General features: G+C 56.4%; 12 protein-coding genes. 4 read left to right on the forward strand and 8 right to left on the reverse strand.

Annotated features, from left to right (window positions below; genetic code table 11):
• The first annotated feature begins 34 nt into the window (after window positions 1–34).
• A complete protein-coding gene (locus AWR27_RS23500) occupies window positions 35–997 on the forward strand; it encodes a sugar ABC transporter substrate-binding protein (protein ID WP_077133439.1) in 963 nt (320 codons plus the stop codon).
• 8 nt (window positions 998–1,005) lie between these two features.
• Window positions 1,006–1,851: a sugar phosphate isomerase/epimerase family protein gene (locus AWR27_RS23505; protein ID WP_077133440.1), complete on the forward strand. Its 846-nt coding sequence runs from the start codon at window positions 1,006–1,008 to the stop codon at window positions 1,849–1,851.
• A gap of 19 nt (window positions 1,852–1,870) precedes the next feature.
• On the opposite strand, the gene AWR27_RS23510 is transcribed toward AWR27_RS23505, so the two are convergent.
• The 3 genes from AWR27_RS23510 to AWR27_RS23520 are packed head-to-tail and all read right to left on the reverse strand — an operon-like array spanning window position 1,871 to window position 8,860.
• On the reverse strand, window positions 1,871–4,195 hold the full coding sequence (locus AWR27_RS23510; RefSeq protein WP_077133441.1) for an FAD-dependent oxidoreductase: 2,325 nt from the start codon (window positions 4,193–4,195) through the stop codon (window positions 1,871–1,873).
• On the reverse strand, window positions 4,170–7,082 hold the full coding sequence (locus AWR27_RS23515) for a glycoside hydrolase family 2 TIM barrel-domain containing protein (protein ID WP_232325913.1): 2,913 nt from the start codon (window positions 7,080–7,082) through the stop codon (window positions 4,170–4,172). Before AWR27_RS23515 ends, AWR27_RS23510 begins: the two co-directional genes overlap by 26 nt.
• Window positions 7,083–7,141: 59 nt before the next feature.
• Entirely contained in the window at window positions 7,142–8,860 is a 1,719-nt protein-coding gene (locus AWR27_RS23520) for a sodium:solute symporter family protein (protein ID WP_077133443.1), read from the reverse strand.
• Window positions 8,861–8,894: 34 nt separating this feature from the next.
• Between AWR27_RS23520 and AWR27_RS23525 the strand changes: the two genes are divergently transcribed.
• Together AWR27_RS23525 and AWR27_RS25435 are read left to right on the forward strand one after the other, a co-directional pair.
• Window positions 8,895–9,338 (forward strand): DUF6934 family protein, encoded by a 444-nt coding sequence (locus tag AWR27_RS23525; RefSeq protein ID WP_077133444.1) that lies wholly within the window; start codon window positions 8,895–8,897, stop codon window positions 9,336–9,338.
• 29 nt (window positions 9,339–9,367) lie between these two features.
• The gene (locus AWR27_RS25435) at window positions 9,368–9,517 is read left to right on the forward strand and encodes a hypothetical protein (protein WP_157579294.1); all 150 of its coding nucleotides are present in this window, start codon (window positions 9,368–9,370) and stop codon (window positions 9,515–9,517) included.
• A 136-nt stretch (window positions 9,518–9,653) separates the two neighbouring features.
• On the opposite strand, the gene AWR27_RS23530 is transcribed toward AWR27_RS25435, so the two are convergent.
• From AWR27_RS23530 to AWR27_RS23550, 5 genes are read right to left on the reverse strand one after another with little or no spacing between them, the layout of a single operon-like run.
• Window positions 9,654–10,769: a glycoside hydrolase family protein gene (locus AWR27_RS23530; protein ID WP_077133445.1), complete on the reverse strand. Its 1,116-nt coding sequence runs from the start codon at window positions 10,767–10,769 to the stop codon at window positions 9,654–9,656.
• 2 nt (window positions 10,770–10,771) lie between these two features.
• Window positions 10,772–11,611 (reverse strand): phytanoyl-CoA dioxygenase family protein, encoded by an 840-nt coding sequence (locus tag AWR27_RS23535; RefSeq protein ID WP_077133446.1) that lies wholly within the window; start codon window positions 11,609–11,611, stop codon window positions 10,772–10,774.
• Window positions 11,608–13,686 carry an early set domain-containing protein gene (locus AWR27_RS23540; protein WP_077133447.1) on the reverse strand — a complete coding sequence of 693 codons (2,079 nt, stop codon included), beginning with the start codon at window positions 13,684–13,686 and terminating at the stop codon, window positions 11,608–11,610. Before AWR27_RS23540 ends, AWR27_RS23535 begins: the two co-directional genes overlap by 4 nt.
• 1 nt (window position 13,687) lies before the next feature.
• Entirely contained in the window at window positions 13,688–16,267 is a 2,580-nt protein-coding gene (locus AWR27_RS23545) for a prenyltransferase/squalene oxidase repeat-containing protein (RefSeq protein WP_077133448.1), read from the reverse strand.
• 11 nt (window positions 16,268–16,278) lie between these two features.
• A complete protein-coding gene (locus AWR27_RS23550; RefSeq protein ID WP_077133449.1) occupies window positions 16,279–17,760 on the reverse strand; it encodes a RagB/SusD family nutrient uptake outer membrane protein in 1,482 nt (493 codons plus the stop codon).
• Between the last annotated feature and the right edge of the window lie 3 nt (window positions 17,761–17,763).

Raw genomic sequence — 17,763 nt, forward strand, 5'->3', positions numbered from 1 at the left:
TATTCGCAGTCAATGTTATTCCCTGATACGTAGTATGACTCACCCCAGCTTCCGCTACCCGCTTTCCATTTTTCTCGCAACGGCTCTCCTGACCGGTTGTAGTCAGGGTAGCGATAAAGCCGCCGACAATGGGGGCAACAAACTGACTATCGGGGCCACCATGCTCAGTATGCAGCACGAGTTTGTAGTGAACGTACACGACGAAATGCTAAAACAGGCCGAAAAAGATGGAATCGAACTGATTACGGTCGATGCCGGGCGGTCAGCGTTGAAGCAGGTTGAGCAGGTCGAAAGTTTCATCGCGCAGAACGTCGACGCCATTATTCTGAACCCCGCCGAAGTAGAAGCCTGTTCGCCTGCTGTAGCGAAAGCATTGGCTGCCAACATTCCAATCATCAACGTCAACTCCGAAACCAGCGCGAAACCCACAGCCTTCGTCGGCTCCGACGATGTAGAAGCGGGCCGAATTGCCATGCAGTACATTGCCGACCGGCTGGGCGGCAAAGGTAACGTGCTGATGATGGAGGGCTACATGGGTCAGGCCGGGCAAATTAAACGGGCGCAGGGTGCACAGGAAATCCTGAAAAAATATCCCGGCATGAAACTGCTGGCACAGCAAACGGCAGGTTGGGACCGCGCTCAGGGTATGTCCCTGATGGAGAACTGGATACAGTCGTATGGTAATCAGATCAACGCCGTATTTGCCCATAACGATGAAATGGCTCTCGGGGCGGTGAAAGCCCTCACCGACGCCGGCCTGAAAGACAAGGTAGTGGTGGTTGGTATCGACGCGATTTCCGATGCCCTACAGGCCATGCAACAGGGCAAACTCGATGCGACGGTTTTTCAGAATGCCCGGCAGCAGGGCGCACAGGCTGTTGAGATTGCCGTCAAAGCAGCCCGAAAACAGCCCTTTGCGAAAGAAGTGCTGATCCCGTTTGAGCTGGTTACGAAAAAGAATCTGGCTTCGTACAGTAAAAATGATAACAAACAGTGAGCAGTGTCATGAATAAAATTGGCTTTAACCTGCTGGTCTGGACCGCCATGCTGTCTGACCGGATGAACCCGATTGCCGAGCGGCTTAAAACCATTGGATACGATGGCATCGAGTGCTATCTGGGCGAAACGGATACGTCGGTTTACGCTCGTTTTGGGCAGCATTTGCAGCAACTGGGCCTCGCATCGACCTGCGTTATGACCCTCGGTGCCGACGAAAATCCCATTAGCGAGTCGGCAGCAGTGCGGACGGCTGCTCTTGACCGCATCAAAGTTGCCATCGATTGTGCTCAGGCCCTGAATGCAACCGTAATTTGTGGGCCGTTCCATTCGGCTTTTTCAGTGTTTTCCCGGCAGGAGCCACAACGCATAGAATACGAACGGAGCGCGGAAGTGCTGCGGCAGGCAGGCGACTACGCAGCGCAGGCCGGTATCGTACTGACGCCCGAAGCCCTCAACCGCTTTGAGTGCTACCTATGCAACACAACGGCGCAATTACGGCATCTCGTTGAACTGACCGACCATCCTAACGTGCGGGCCATGTTCGATACGCACCACGCCAACATCGAGGAAAAAAGCTTCCCAGAGGCTATCCAGATGCTGGCACCTGTGCTGGCTCACGTCCATATCAGCGAAAACGACCGGGGCACACCGGGGTCGGGGCATATTCCGTGGGACGATACGTTCAAAACGTTGGCCGACATCAACTACACCGGCTGGCTAACCATCGAAGCGTTTACGCGCAACGATCCCGACTTTGCCAATGCCATTGGCGTCTGGCGCGAATACAACGAGCCGTGGCACATCGCCGAAAACGGCCTGACCTTTATCCGGTCAATGATGAGCGATAGATAGGTTTCATCGTAAGCAGTGTTCAGTAGCACCGAACCTCCAGTAAACTCGCTGGCACGGTTGCGCCCGGTGCTTTCAGGTGAATTGTCAGGCTACTGGTTTCTATAGGCTGATCGAACCGGACGGTATTGCGTGCCTGATAGTTGCCAACCTGCTCAAAAACGCGCTCCTGCCGGTCGTTGCAGAGCACATAATTGCGTACACAAAACGGCGACTGTGTTTCAGGATTGAGCATAATCACCGTTTCGAGCGGGTGGTCGAAGTCGGTATCGAATGCCAGTTCGACCCGGCTGATTCGCTGTTTTTGGGGCCAGGTCAGCGTAATGGTTGGGTTAAGATCGGTCAGGCTGGCTACCCAGGCGTTTGGCTGATCGACGGGGCGTTGCAAGCCGTTTCGGATATTTTCGGGCGCGAACAGCCTAATGCCGCCATCAATTTTCAGGGCAATATTGTACCCTCCTGGTCGGCGTTCCGGGCACCAGAACTCAAATGTTTCTACGCCAATGTCCTCGGTTGGCTCCTGCTTTCCCCAGTTCGACACGGCAGGGTTGGTTTTATTGAACACCGACAGCACACCCGTCAGGCGTAACTGGCTGTATTGCAGGGTGATGTGCTCGTTTTTTATAAAGCAGACGAATACATACTGCGGCTGTTCGAGCGCAGACTTAAACGGCAGGTCGACCAATTGATTTCCTTTACCAAGTGGAATCGAAAGCGTTTCCAGCGTTATATCGGGTGTATGGTTGCCGGGTTTGCTGCTCCGGCGAAGCTCGACGGTCAGCGTGGTGGTTGCGTTGGTTACGACCTGCACCTGCATGGCGGGTACGTTGCCAGCGGGTAGGGGCAGCATCTGAGCCGCCGAATCGGTAAGGGGCTGGAGCGGGCCGTTGGGTGGGAGTTCGGTCAGCACAAACTCGCTGCTTGCTGTCAGGGTAGCCGCGTGGGTCAGATCGTGTGGGTCGTGCAGGCGCAGGCCCGGAATGTGCTGCCCGGTTTTGAGCAGTTCCTGCTGTAGAGACGCAAGATATTGCGTCTCCTGTGCGTCAGCCAATACCATCCGGCGGTGAGACGCAAAGGGTTGCGTCTCTACAATTTGCCTGGGCAGTAGTCCCTGTTTCGTACACAATGCCGCAGCCATGCCTACCGCCTGCCCTATGTGGGCACCCGTTCCCATCACCCGCGACGATCCAAATGCTACATGCGATGCCGAGATAATACGCCCGGCCAGAAACAGGTTCGATATGTTTCGGCTGTACATACACCGGTATGGAATGCCATAGATACCCTTGCTGTGCCACTGATTGCAGCCCGGTTTTTCGGAGAAGATACCATCAGCCGGGTGCAGGTCGATGCTCCAGCCGCCGAAAGCTACCGCGTCTGGATGTTCGCGCTGCTCCACTACGTCCTGCTGCGTCAGCATGTAATCGCCCTCGAAGCGTCGGCTTTCGCGTTTGCCGGGGATCGTACCAACCCACTCAAGCGTCATCGTTTCGGCTTCAGGGAAGAGACCGGAATTTTTGATGTGATTCCAGACGCCATATACTACCTTCCAGAGTTCCCACTTGATGGTTTCGGTCTCGTGAACGGTATCTAATCGCCCGCCGTACTCGATCCACCACAACTGACAGCCGAACTCTCTGGCGTTGAACTTGCGGTAGCGCGGAATTTTGGTGATGTCGCTGAGGGCGTAGGCGGGTGGCACAAACCGCACGGGCCGACCTGTATCTTTGGTGTAGAAATACAACGAATGGCCCAGCAACTCACCGTATTCAGCCGTAGGTGCGAACTTCTCGCCAAACTCTTCCCGGCTCTCAGCCCCCATTCGGAAAGCAGCCCCGGCCTGAAACCCCACAACTCCATCGCCCGACGAATCGCAGAACAGCGGGGCCACGAGGTCGTACATCGTGCTGTTTTGCGAACAAAAAGCCCGTAGCGACTGGATGGCATCACCGGCTTTCTCCACGGCAAACACGACGGTGTTCAATAACAGAGTAATGTTCGGTTCGAGGACAACTTTTTCGAGCAGGATGGTATCGAAAATCAGCGGATTGCCTTCGGGATTGCGATACCAGTTCTCCACTAACAGTTCATCGATAACACCGCCCTCGCGTGCCCAGCGATTGTTGTTGCCCATGTGCGACGTAGCACCCAGCACCCACAGCCGCACTTCGGACGAGGAGTTGCCGCCCAAAACGGGCCGGTCCTGTACCAGCACAACCCGGATGCCTGCCCGTGCTGCGGTAATGGCGCAACACGTACCCGACAGCCCTCCGCCAACTACAATCAGGTCGGCTTCGCAGCGGGTCGTTTTTAAGTCTCGTTTATGGGTTGCGTCGGCCTTTAGCATCGGGTTGTGTAGTTAAGATCGGTGAAAAAATAGATTGACCATTGGCGGTCAGGGTCGCCATCCGGTACTCATAGCGTTGCGTTGAGTCAGGTTGCATCAGAATGAACCGGCCTGTCTGGGCCGTTGTAATTTGCTCCCGCTGCCACGAACCGCTACCGACCCGTCGGTATTCGAGCAGGTAGCCAATGGCTTTCGGGACAGGGGCAAAGCACACGACAGTTTCTTTGTTTTCTCTTACAACACCTTGAAAAACAGGTGGATTTGGGCGTTGACCGCCATCGGGTACTACCGTTCGCTCTTCCGACCAGTTGCTGGCGAAGTAGTTGTCTTTCAGTCGCTGAAACCGAAAGTAGTAAGGCTGACCATTGGTCAGGTTAGAAACAAACAACGTACCGGGATTGGTTGTCTGGATGGTACGTGCCGTTGCGTAATCACCGGGCTTCGTCGTTACCTGAACCCGGTACGCATAGTCGTCTTCGGGACTTGCATACCCAATGAAGAAACCTCCGTCTGCCGGTTCGACGTGCTGAATGGCGGGCGGGGCAAACTGTATCTTCTCAACGGTCACGGCCTGTGCGTTGGTTGGTTCGCTTTCGCCAAACCCGTTGATGCCCACTACAGCCACCTGGTACGTTCGGTCGGCGTTACGATTTCCGAAAGTCAGCTTTGGTACATCTACGTAGCTATTTAGCGTTGGCGGGGTTTCCTGCGTCAGGCTTCCTTCGCCGTAACGAACTTTATACGCCGTTGCCGTTTGGTTTTTCTGGAAATGCACCCGAATGGTGCCGCCCCCACTGTGTCCGTTATAACCAATCCGGCTACCGAGGGCATACGTGATACGTACCGGGAGCGGTTTTTGGTAGAAAATAGTTGTGTCGGCCAGCGCGTCGCCGGTCGGGGCCAGCAGTTCAAGCGTCATCGCAAAGGCGTCCGCGCCGGCGTCCTGGTCGGGTTGCCAGGCAAATGTCTGGGTTCGGGTGGGGTCGCCGGGGCGGATGTCGGGCAATTTGATGAGTCCGCTTTGCCCGATTTTGCCCGCAGCGTCGGTACGTTTCCAGAGCAGCCGGTAGCCGTGCAATGGGTAAGCGGGCAGGTCGAGCAGTTGGCGGGGCACCAGCGTGACCACGGCAGACGTGCCTTCGGTCTTTATGCTCAGGTCGCGCAGCGGATTGTGTTCGCGCCGAAACGACGCATACGCCCGCTTTTTCTGCCGATACACGTCCACCACGCCCCAGGCGCGATTTTCGGAAAATTCTTTGGTTCCATGAAACCGGCTGCGGTAATCGTTAAACGTCCAGAGCGACCCGCCAATCAGGTACGGCAACCCACGTAGCGAGTCGATGAGCGAGCGGGCGTTGAGGCCGGTATCGAGGGTTTCGCCCAAAATACCCGTGCCGTATTCCGTGTAAAACAGGGTCTGTTTCGGATGAAGCTGGTGCAGTTGCTGCGTCACGGGCCGCAGGTTTTTGCCGTATCGGTTCACGAAGCCGATGTCGCCTACGTCCAGAATATCGGGCGTAAACTGGGCCGTGTGGCTCACGCACGACACCAGCCGGGTGCTATCTAACGTTCTGACAAACGGAATGGCCTGTTTTGTGTAATCGAGCGCGGTCGGAAACTCGCCGTATTCGTTGCCTACGCTCCAGGCTATGACCGAGGGGTGGTTGTACTGGTTGGTAACGAGCCGCGTCAGCCAGTCGGTCGGCATCGGATTGGCGGAGTCGGCCAGCCGGTCGTAGCCCCAGATTGGGATTTCGGAAATCACCAGCATACCGCGCTCGTCGAGATAATCCATCACCTCTTCGGGCAAACACAGGTGCGACAGCCGGGTCATGGTGCAGCCCATTCCTTTCAGCAAATCGATGTCTTCTTTGATGCGCCAGGTGGGCAGGGTATTACCCGTAGTGCGGTCGTCGGGAACGAGATTAAACCCCATTGGCCGGATGGATTCGCCGTTAAGTTTGAGGGTGTACGTAGCGTTGTCAAGTCCGATCTTGCGGATGCCGAAGCGTGATTTGACCTCACCCCCCGGCCCCCTCTCCTTGAAAAAAGGAGAGGGGGAGGTACTATGTCCACTTTCGGTCTGCGATGATATAGATTTATGATCCAAAGGGTCCAGACTAACCGCCGACGTGTACAAAAATGGGTCGTCGAAATGCCAGAGGTGCGTTTCGGCGGGTGTCAACGCCGTTTGTACCAGCACCGACGCCGTACTACTGGCCGGTACGTTCACCCGAAATGGCAGCGAACGCCTGAACCTGTTCGGAGCCGACAGCTCGACCATACCCGTTGCTTCGGCAGGTTGTGCCGAGTGATTTTGCACGAATACCCGCACGGCTACCGTCGCTGTTTTTTTGGATAAATCGACTGTTGGGGTGATATGTTGCCGAACGATACGTAGTGATTTGGTGACTTTCAGCGAAACAGGTCGCCGGATGCCGCCCCAGTTCCAGATGGCTCCGCGTGTGAGCGTATTATCGGCGCAAACGACTAACGTATTGAGACCATTGGCGTTGAGCCGGTTGGTAATATCGAACTCGAACGGCAGAAACCCGCTGTGGTTTTCGCCAAGCTTTTGCCCGTTGAGCCAGACCGTGCAGTCGTGGTACACGCCTTCGAATAGTAGCCGCACTACGTCACCACTGCCGTTGGCGGGCGTAGCAAACGTGCGTCGATACCAGCCTTTGCCAACGTAGTGAGCATACTCGTTGCGTAGGTCCCAGTTGCCAGGCACAGGCAACGAATCCCAATTCGCTACGTTGGCCGATGGACTGAACCAACCCTGCTGTTCGCCAATATCGTTCGGGTCGGTGCGAAACGCCCAGGTGCCGTTTAATGACTGGGCGTGGGTTGGGTTGGGGAGAAGAAAAATAGCGATGAACGTCACCCAAATAGCTAACGGATGGTTTTTATCCCCTGCCCTAAAGGGGGGTATATGCAGGATATTCATGCTGCTTCCTTTTGCGTGTGAATGGTTGATTGGCTCAATCTTTTTCGACTCGCCCGCCACGGGATCAGCGCAGCCACCAGAATCACTCCGCCAATCAGTGCGGTTGGCCCGGCCCCGGACGTAGCGAACGTACTTAACCCAAACAGCATCAGGGCCGTAAAGACCAGCGAGCCGGCAATGACCCGCAACCCAAAGCGATTCTGTTCGGCGATAGCCTCGGCTTCTTCCGGCGTAGTGTTCTCAGTTGCTTCGTTTAGTTTCTGCTGCCGGGCTATTTGGTAGCGGTAATAATCGGGGGCTGTTGCGTTGCGGTTGCGCTGATAGAGTTCATGCACCAGCAGAAACAACAGCGTCAGGCCCACGCCGATCACGGTTTCGCCCGCCCGCGAGAGTTTATAATCGAGCAGCCAGGGCGACAGCACTTTAAAGAACAGGTTCACGGCCAGACCCACGCTGGTAATCCACAGCGTAGCCCGGCCCGTCAGGCGTTTCGAGAACAACGCCCAGAGCGGAGGAGCCAGTAGCGGTCCGCCCGTGATGGCCGAAATACTCAGCACGACCTCCACCATGCCGCCCGCCCGTGGCACCAGCAGCGCAATGCCGATCATGCCCAGCCCAAACACCCACGACGACCCCCGCGCCACGCGAATCAGTTGCCGGTCCGACGCGCCGGGGTTCATCAGTCCCTTGTAAATGTCGTTGGTAAATACTGCCGACACTACGTTCAGGGCCGTATTCGCGCTCGCCGACGTCGAGAAATACATGCCCGTGAGCATCAGGCCCAGCAAACCAGGCGGCAACACCAACTGACAGATTTTGAGGTACGCATTCTCCGTATCCAAGCCCGCCAGCGACGGGTCTATCACGCGGTAAATCATCGGCGGCAGCATCCAGATAACCGGCGCAATCAGGTACAGCCCGGCAAACAGAAACGCTACTTTCTGGGCCGATTTCGGCGATTTGACGCTCGTATAGCGTTGTACGAACGTCCAGTTGCCGCCGATGTAAGCGATGTGGTAGAAGACAAATGCCAGCACAAAACCGAGTGTATAATCCCCAGCCAGCGGGCTGAAAAAATCGGCAGGAACCTGACTGGTGAACCCCTCGAACCCACCTACCCGGTCGAGCGAGAGCGGCAGCAGGATAAACACAGCCGCCGACAGCACCACGAATTGCAGAATATCCGTCACCATCACGGCCCACAGCCCGCCAACGGCGGTGTAGGCAATCATGAAGATACCCAGCCCGATAGTGGTCGGTACGAGTGGCAGATTAAGCGACGAGCTAACTAATTTCGCCACCGGATACAGCACCGACCCTTTGATGAAAATGCTGACAAGCGTGAAGATGAAAATATAAGCTTTTTGCACGGTCAGCCCCAACCGTTCGCGAATGAATTCGGCGGCTGTCAGGGCACCGGTTTGTTTCCAGCGCGGAGCCAAGTAAAGCCCCGTTACGATGGCCCCGATGCACATGGTCCACTGGATGGTGATGGCGACCCAGCCGTATTTGTAGGCGATGCTGCCCCAGGCCACGAACGTACCGGCTGAGAAGAAACTCATGAACAGCGACAAACCGCCGATAAACCACGGCACGGCCTCGCCCCCCGCAAAAAACGATTTCAGGTTGCGCCCCGTCCGGGCAAACAACAGCCCGATTCCCAGCACAAACGCCGAGAAAATGACAATAACGGCGGTATCAATGGTTGTGTTCAAGGTTTATGTAGTTTTACGGCCTAAACCGTGATTTGTGCAATACCCTGCTTATTCGTTTGTCCAGTCGGACGACGCTACCCAATTCTTTTTTAAAAGCATCGGCCCAAAAGGGGTGATACAAAAAATCATTGTCCTATCCCTTGTTGACGATAGTGTTTACAATTTGGCCTTAGGTGATTATGATCACCTGACCGGAAAAATTGACGATCAATCCGTCAGCGATAACGGAGATACGGCAAAAATTCTGGCAACAATCGTACAAGTCATCCATCACTATCTTACGCATAATCCTCAGGGCCGTATTGCTTTTGCTGGCAATACACCAGCCCGTAATCGTCTGTATCGCATGGCAATAAGCCGCGCTTATCCAGAACTTTCAGCCCTCTTTTACTTGTTCGGCTACAAGACCGATGCTGGTAGCCCGGAACCATTTGATCCTTCCAGTGATTACGAACTGTATCTGATCGGCAGGAAATAAATTGTACATTTAAGCAAAAATGAACTGTTATGGAAACTGTGAAAGATCACCCCGTTGCTATTGTCCCAAACCGAGTGCTGAAAGGTAAGGATGGTCGTGAGCCGTTTGCTGAGAAATTGGCGAAGGTCAATGAAATCCTCAAAAAAGCTGGTCTTCCTGAAGAGTTGAAAAAGAAATAACTCAATCTTATAGAACCAGCAGTAGAAAAGTCGGTTCCCGCCATCGGGCCAAAAAATTCCTTGAGGAACACCCCATTCCTGACCACATTTTGAAGGGCGGTAAATGAAGTTGCCCGGTTATCGTTAATTGGTGCCATCATCGGTTCAGTTTAATCTGCACATTGTACGACAAATCGGTGTCGTCTTTGTCGTCTTTGGCTTTTACGGCCAGAAACAGCACACTCGGTTTGCCGTTTTCGAGCCAGACCTGCGGCTGATCGAGCCGATGGAGCCGGTCACTCACGCGACCGTCGGCCCAGCGGATGCGGAAGTCCGACACAAACGGGTGAGCCGCCAGCCGCCAATCACGTCCAGTTTCCGACGTAAACAGCACCAGCGATTCTTTCTCCGCCGAGCCGGGCCTTGCCTGTTGCGTATAGATGCCCCGGTAGTCTTTTACAATGGCGTAGAAACGGTCGTTCTGGCACCAGATGTAGTTGTCATCGGTGGGGAATTGCTCGGTGGGGTGGTCGAACAACGTAATGTTTTCTTTCTTCCAGGGGCCAAGCGGATTGTCTGCCGTTGCCAGTCCCATGCGTACCTTGCCGCCAAAGGGCATTTTGCCTTCGCTTACACCCTTATACACCATGATGTATTGGCCGTTGCTATTTCGGGCAACGGTCGGGCTGTTAACCAACAAGCCATCGAATGAACCGGGTGTGGGTTCGAGCAGCGGTTTGTCGAACCGTTTCCAGGGACCAGCCGGGTGGTCGGCTACGGCCACGCCCAGCCGTTGGTTATTGCGATGAATCCACCAGCCTTCCTTCGTACCATCGCGTGTGCCGAAGTTTCCCGAATAGTACAAGTAATACTTCCCGTCAAATTCCAGTACGAGCGGGTTATGCAGATTGTCGGCATCCCAGAAGCCGGGTCTGCGGGCAAAAACCGACCCCGTTACGGTCCACGGGCCAAGCGGGCTGGTGGACGTAGCGTGGGCAATTTCCGAATGCGTCACCCAGGCGTTGAAGCCTTCCTTTTTGGGCCAGCGGGCAAATAGCATATGGTATTGCCCGTCGTGGGTTTTCACGCAGCCACCACCCCAGATAAACCAATTGGGGTCGCGCAGTACGGAGCGCGGCTCGATGGGTTGCATCAGCGCGTTCAGGTCAAGTGTATCGGGCATGGGATTTTGACCGGAACGAGTAGTAGCCGAGGCACAACCCGTTAGCAGCAAACCAGCGGTAGAGGCCAGAAACGTTCGTCGGTTGGTCATACTCATGCTTCGGTCAGCGTTACGTCGGTTTCTTTCGACAGGAAGTCGGCGGAGTGGCCTTTGCCAGCGGCTTCGGCATCGAGCAGGGCCGAGTCAGGAACCACCGAGATAGGCGTGATGCACGACGTTGACTTTTCGTTGAACGGCTTGTTTGACTGTACGTTGTAGGCCGAAATGAACGCCCAGCGCGGCTCGTCGGAGAGGTTGGCTTCGGAGCGGTGCAGAATGTTCGAGTGGAAGAAGAGCGTATCGCCCGGCTCCAGTTCGACGTAAATCAGTTCCAGCCCCGCGTTCAGGCAGTTATCGACCATTGTCTGATCGGCACCGACCTGCTCACCCGTAAACCCGTGATTGACCCGCCCCAGTTTGTGCGACCCTTTGATGACCTGCAAGCAGCCATTTTCGACCGTTGCCCGGTTCAGCGCGACCATCACCGATAGCATCTGTTCGGGATACAGAAACTGATTTTTGTACCAGTAGCCATAGTCCTGATGCCACTCCCAGGCCCCGCCCACACGCGGCTCTTTCATCATCAGTTTGGAGTGAAAATGACAAACCTGATTCTGGCTACTACCCAGCAAAGCGGCAACCCCCTCGACCATCCGCTCTGAGCGGGCCAGCAAACCGTACAGGTCATCGCCGGGCGTAAACCAGAGAGCTAACTTCGACTGCTTCCCCGACTGATCGACCACCCCGTAGGCGTGGCTGTTGAGCGCGTCGTCGGTAATGGCAACAGCGTAGAGCTTAGCCGTTTCTTCGGGCGATAAAAAGCCTTTTGCAATCACGTAGCCGTCGCGGTGGAAGGCCGTTATTTGTTCGGGAGTAAGTACGTTGGTTTTCATTTTTTTGTCGCGGTTGTATTGGTTTCAATGGCAACAGTCGCCTTTTTCTCAAATCCCAGATACCCATACGTAGCGGTCAGTGTGTTGCTACCTGCCGGAACCGTGTAAGCTGCCCGAAACAGACCCGTATTTGGCCCGGTCTCCGTCACCGTTACCTTCTGCGATTCGCCCGCACCCGTTGCCACCAGCACGTACCCGGTTTCGGGTTTGGTCCAGTCCTGATTCAGCGCGGCCCGGAGTTCGAGCGTAACCGTTTCGCCGGGTCTGGCGGTGCCGACAGGCTCGTTCTTAACGTTCAGAATTCGCACGGCATGGCTACCGGCGGTCGAGAAGGTGAGTGTGGCCATCCAGCCCCGGTTGCTGATTGCCCAGCCTTCGGTGCCGTAGAGGTTGGGGCTGTCGCCGAGCGCAGCGGAGTCGGGCCGGAAAGGAAAGGCGTGGTTGGTGGGCGAACCGTCCATCGTACCCCGGCAATAGCCGAGTTCGCCCGTTCCATGAATATACTGGAAAGGCCACCCTTTCTCGACGCCCGGCCAGTATCCCCCCAGCGCAACGCGGGCGTTACTCTTGTAGCTCAGATGTGCGCCCGATGGGTTCAGGCCAAATACGTTGTTTACCTGCGACCAGCCAATCTCACGCAACGCGTTGTCGTTCAGTACACTGGCTACGGCAAACATGGACCCGCCCAACCCGCATACCGTACCTACTTCTTTGCTCTTTCGATGCGCCCATTCGGTCTCGGAGTGGGTGCGGTAGTGCCAGAGGTTATTGGTTCGGGTCTTGACATAATTGCTCCAGGCTACCAGTTTCTCCTTCGCGCCGGGCGGGCATTGGTCGGGGGCCAGCATCAGGAACAGGGCCAACGCCTGTGGCGTAATGTGTTCGGCATTCCGCATGGCCCAGGTGTGCCACTCGTTGTCGAAATTCCAGTTCTTGATGATGTCTTCGGCGCAATTCCGGGCGTACTTCAGAAATTTGGCCGACTCACCCCCGTTCGGTTCGTGCCGTTCGGCCTCGTACATCAGCAGGTTACGGAGCAATCCCTGCCCAAATGCGCTGCCCTGTTCGTTGAACTCTTTCCAGCCTTCGTCGATCCACTTCATCGAATACACCCAGTAGCGCACTTCTTTCTGCCGGTCGTATTTTTCCCAGTTGTCGAGACAGGCTTTGCGGTACGTCTGATACGTTTTTTCGGGCAGAAACGGCTTCAGAAACGAGTGGTAAAACGCGCAGGTCGCAGCCAGTTGGTCGAGGTTGTTCTGGTAATCGTAGTGTTGAAACGGCTGGCCCTGATAGCCAAACAGCCGGATGTTATCATAGTCGGGCATCGTATCGAAGCCGCCCCCGGCTTTGCCCCGGTAGGTATGGTTGTTGAAGGCATAGGCCGAATGCCAGAGCAGTAGTTTGATGAGGTCGGGACGTTGGCGGAGATCGGCAAATTTGCGTTCGTTCCACTCGCCCCGGTCGCTTTCGGGTTCGTTATCGTCGGGCAGCACATTGGCGTACATCGTTGCTTCATTCTGGTAGTAGCGCAACTCGCGGTTCCAGCGGTCGAACAGGGCGGGGTTGGAGGCATACAACAATCCCTCGAACGTGGCTTCCAGACCCTGCCCGCCCCCGTCGCGACTGGGACCACCGCCCGTAATGTTGGAAGGTAACGTATTGGACCGATGCCCGCCCCGCACGTCGATAAAAAACTGATACGCGAGCCTTGACGACAGCTTTTCCATCAGGTGGTCGGCCACCCAAAACGGCACCGACTCGCCATGACCCGGCACGCTCACGACGTATTCTTTGGCCGAACCCGCCGGGTTAAAGTCCGTAAACGTACCGACGTAATCGCGGACGCTGCCTTTGTAAACCGCTTTTTTGCCGCCTACTTCGCGAATCTCAAACGGCGTTCCATCAGCCGCGCCGGGAACCGTGAAGCGTTTGGCTTCGCCGAGGTTATAGCCCGCCTGATTCACAAAGGGTCGGCCTTTAGGAATGCTGGCTGGCTCTGCGGTCCGGCGATCCGGCTGAGCGAGTGCGAAGGTGGCGGTCAGGAAGAAAAGTATCGTTAAACGAGTTGTCATATCAGAATTCCCACACCGCCAGCCCCAATGGCGGCAGCGTGATGGTTTGGTTGGTTATGGCCTGGCCTTCGGGTACTGTCCGCACGGGGCCGTTGGTGGGCATCCGCACGGTGGTCGCGGCAGGTTGTAAACTGTTATTCATCAGGATAGCAAACCGACGCTTGCCCGTTACAGCCCGCGCCGAAATGACCTCTACGTTCGGGTTGTCGGGGGTGGGTTCGTTATCGCCGATGGTCAACGTAGCGGCCTGGCCGTAGATGGCTCCCGGCGCGAAGCCGTAGGTCTGGTGCGGCCCCACTTTCGGCGTCACGAATCCACGCGGGAACCGAATTTGGCCGTTGGAGCGCAGTTCGGCTTCGGCCATGAGGTAGTCGGTAATCCAGCCGATTTGCCACCACGCATGGTGCGGATATGGTCCCGCCCCCCGGTTCATGGCGTTCCAGTAGTACGAGGCTACGCTCGTGGTGCTGTCTACAAACGCATGACGGCCCCAGGCAGCGGCCCGCGCCATGTCGGCAAAGAGAGCCTCGCCCGTAAGCTTGTGCATCCGAATGAACAGCCCCGCGTGACTCGCCAACTGAATCGGTCCGTGCATATTGGCCGACCCAAACACGCCCCCGTGCTCAAAACTCAGTCCCGACTGCGCTATCTCCCAGGCTTCGCGGGTGCGTCCGTTGACCGTCCGGGGGCTGCGGTCGGCAATGGGGTGGGTATAGACCGAAGCTGTATAGATTTTGGCAGCAGCAATGGCGGCTTCACGGTAGCGCGGCTCGTTGGTCAGGTCGTAAAGGTCGAGCAGGGCCTGCGCGGTTTGTGCCGTAGCAAAGTCGGGTACGTAGCGGGCATCGCCACACACGCCCAGAAAACTGCCGTTCTGCACACCGTTCCGAATTTGCCAGTCGGCCCCGCGTCGGGCGGCTGCGAGGTAACGCGAGTCGCCGAGGATGCGGTGGGCCACCAGCAGGCCGTAGAACGTGGGGCGCAGGTCGGCGATGTCCTTGAACTGCTCGTCGGCGGTTTGGCGGTCGTAGGCAACAGCCCAACTCCCGTCGGGTTTCTGGTTGTTCAGCAGCCACTCGGCCCCCAGCCGGAGCCGTTCGCGGAGGTCGGTATTATTGGGGTCAAAGAGCAGCATGTTGCCCACGTCGAGCATGGTGTAGTACGTAACGGCGATGGGTTCTACCACCTCGCCCCATTCTTCGGTAAAGCGTTTGCGTTTAGCCAGATAATACTGCCCGGCCAACGCCCCCCGGAAAAAACCGTCGGCTGTAATTTGCTGTACCTTCTTGAAATTCAGGGCATAGGGCAATACGTTCCGGGTCAGCAACGTATCCTGCGTGGCTGTTGCGAGCATCCACATGGCCCCGTAATCGGAGTTTTTCATAGCATCTTTCTGCGAACCAACTACCCCGCCCAGATACGACTGCGCCCCGATGCTCAACCCCTCAAATTCCTCTACGTTCCAGAGCGACGTTTTGGGGTCGGTCAGGTAATGGTGCATCCGCCGGACACGGTCGGTCAACGATTGGCGGTTCTGTCGCAGGTTCAGCGTTTCGCCAAACCGGAATATATCATTGGCCGCGTGTTTCAGGGCCGAAAACCAGTCGCCGGTGGTGAGGTGATATCGGAAGGTGTAGCGCAACGTATCGCCCGCCCGCAGAGCCGATTTAGGTTCGCCCAATACGGGGTAGTAGAGCGTGGGCGAGAGTTGCCCCTGCCGGTTCCGGTGCGAGAGGCCCAGGTTCCAGTCGTTATGCCGCGGTCCGGCGTTCCGATTCTTGTCCGCAGGCCAGGGGTCGCGGGCCAGCATAGGGTCGGGTATAACCGCCAATGTAACACCACTTTTGTTCGTCACGATGGGTGCGAGCGTACTGGCGGCCCGTTCGCGATACACGACCGGGAGGGTGGGCACGCCGTGTCCGTAGGTATAGGCCAGCGCGAAGTTGGGCTGGGGACGGTTGCCTTGAAAATAACCTGGCACCGTAGCCCAGGTCATATCGGCGTCGGGCGTGGTGGCCAGTGTAGGTGTGGGGAGCGAGAAATAACCAGCACGTTTAGCTACCAGCGTTTGCGTCACCAGTACGTCGGACGAAAATTGCGGGTCGAGTTGCCAGTCGGTTTGGAGGGTTGCTACGTCGGTTTCGCCCTCGAACCGCAGGCGGTTAACCGAAAGCGAAACGGCTTTTTTGGGATAAAACGGCAGGGCCGTACCTACCGGATCGCCGGACCGTCGGTTCAGAGCTACGGGCGAGATCACTTCTTTCCATTTTTCCTTCTGGTACACGTAGTTCGGTTCGGGAAAGGCTACGCCGGTAATCGTTTTGAACGTAGTGTCGGGCGTTACGTCCGGTTTCTGAGCGGCATATAACAGGGTGTATTGGCCCGACGGATCAGGTAACGCCTTTCCCTGTACCCGCACCGACTGCAACCGCCAGCCCACCGGCGACTGCTGCCACGTTAGCGATAGGCGTTCGTTATTCAGCGACATGCGTTTAGCGGTCTGCGCCAGGCAAAGGTTCAGGGCCGACGTAGCGAGAACCGCTACGCCGAGCCAGAATCCCGATTTCCAACCTATGTTCATTGAGCGAAAAATTAATTCTGCCACTCCGGGCTTTGTTTGATGAGCGGATTGGCGTTGATTTCGTCCTGCGGCAAGGGAAAGTAACGATGTTTCGGCAGTGGGTTTCGCGTCGGGAACACGTCGTTGGTGGCCTTTGACGTCACCTGCTGGAATGTGTTGGTGCGCGTGAGATCGTACCAGCGATCCCCTTCACTGAACAACTCCCACGAACGCTCCTGCAAGACAGCCGCAACGAAGTCATCTCTGTTCAGACCCGCTCTCAGGTCGGCAACCCCCGCCCGCTTCCGAACCTGATTGATGTAGCCATAAGCGGTGGCCGTGGGGCCGTTGGCGCGGGCTTCGGCTTCGGCGGCAATCAGCAGTACGTCGGCGTAGCGCAACAGCGGGATGTTGATGTTGTGCGACGCGCCGATGCCCGTGGGGTCCTGGTATTTTTTGACCAATACCCCCCGTGGCGTGATGGGCGTGATGCTTCGCTGCGGCACCCGCACCCCCGACCGGTTCACGAACGAAGTATCCAGCAACTGCCGACGCTTGTCGGCGGGGTCGAACGAGGCAAAGAACGCAGGGTAAGCAAAAATCGATCCGAACGTGGTGGGGCCGTACTCTAAGCTGGCACTGTTGGGCGGACCGTACAAACCCATAATCTGCGAGGTACGACCGGGCGTAACGGCCTCTGATTCAAACGCGAACATCGTCTCGATCCGGGCGGCATCTTCTTTTGATGCCGTGAACACATCGCGCACGTCGGGCATCAGGCTGTGCTTGCCCGACGTAATTACGTCCTGCGCCTTTTGCAGGGCCAACGGCCAGCTTTCGTTGTAGAGAGCTGCTTTGGCATACAGAGCCAGAGCCGCTTCTTTCGAGACCCGGCCTTTCACCAGCGTTGCCGAGTACGATGGCAACCGCTTGACGGCTTCTTCAAGGTCGCTGAAAATCTGCTTATACACGTCTGCTTTGGGGCTGATCGCCTGCTTCGACTCATCTAAGCTTTTACTGGTATTCGTTTTCACCACTACGTCGCGGAAGTTTTTGGTCAGCATCCAATGGAAGTAGGCCCGCAGAAAGTACGCTTCCCCCACAATCTCGTCGCGCCGTTTGGTGTCCATCGCAATCGGCGGCACCTTTTCAATCACCCAGTTGGCTTTTACGATGCCATCGTAGCCGGTGTTCCAGACCGAAATGGGCGATTCGTTGGCCCGGTTGAAGCTCACCGTTACGGAGTAGGCCGCGTCGTAGCTGAACAGCGTAAAAATATCGCGGCCCACCACCGGGCGCGGATACACCTGATCGGCAGAAAAATCGGCGAACATCAACGGACCCGGCCCGGCATACATGGTTGCCAGGGCACCGTAAGCCGCCGTAATAGCCCCTTCGGCGTCGCCCGCCGTTTTGTAAAACGTATCGGTAAAAATGGCCGAGTAGGGCGTTTCGTCTAACTGGCACCCGCTCAAACCCGTCAGAATCAGGAGGAAAGAAAGTATCTTTTTCATGGT

Source organism: Spirosoma montaniterrae, assembly GCF_001988955.1.
GTDB classification, from domain to species: Bacteria; Bacteroidota; Bacteroidia; order Cytophagales; family Spirosomataceae; genus Spirosoma; species Spirosoma montaniterrae.

What these genes read in the sequence shown, in the direction of transcription:
- AWR27_RS23550 (WP_077133449.1), bottom strand. Translation starts at nt 17,760, where the DNA reads ATGAAAAAGATACTTTCTTTCCTCCTGATTCTGACGGGTTTGAGCGGG.
- AWR27_RS23505 (WP_077133440.1), top strand. Translation starts at nt 1,006, where the DNA reads ATGAATAAAATTGGCTTTAACCTGCTGGTCTGGACCGCCATGCTGTCT.
- AWR27_RS23500 (WP_077133439.1), top strand. Translation starts at nt 35, where the DNA reads ATGACTCACCCCAGCTTCCGCTACCCGCTTTCCATTTTTCTCGCAACG.
- AWR27_RS23510 (WP_077133441.1), bottom strand. Translation starts at nt 4,195, where the DNA reads ATGCTAAAGGCCGACGCAACCCATAAACGAGACTTAAAAACGACCCGC.
- AWR27_RS23545 (WP_077133448.1), bottom strand. Translation starts at nt 16,267, where the DNA reads ATGAACATAGGTTGGAAATCGGGATTCTGGCTCGGCGTAGCGGTTCTC.
- AWR27_RS23530 (WP_077133445.1), bottom strand. Translation starts at nt 10,769, where the DNA reads ATGACCAACCGACGAACGTTTCTGGCCTCTACCGCTGGTTTGCTGCTA.
- AWR27_RS23540 (WP_077133447.1), bottom strand. Translation starts at nt 13,686, where the DNA reads ATGACAACTCGTTTAACGATACTTTTCTTCCTGACCGCCACCTTCGCA.
- AWR27_RS23535 (WP_077133446.1), bottom strand. Translation starts at nt 11,611, where the DNA reads ATGAAAACCAACGTACTTACTCCCGAACAAATAACGGCCTTCCACCGC.
- AWR27_RS25435 (WP_157579294.1), top strand. Translation starts at nt 9,368, where the DNA reads ATGGAAACTGTGAAAGATCACCCCGTTGCTATTGTCCCAAACCGAGTG.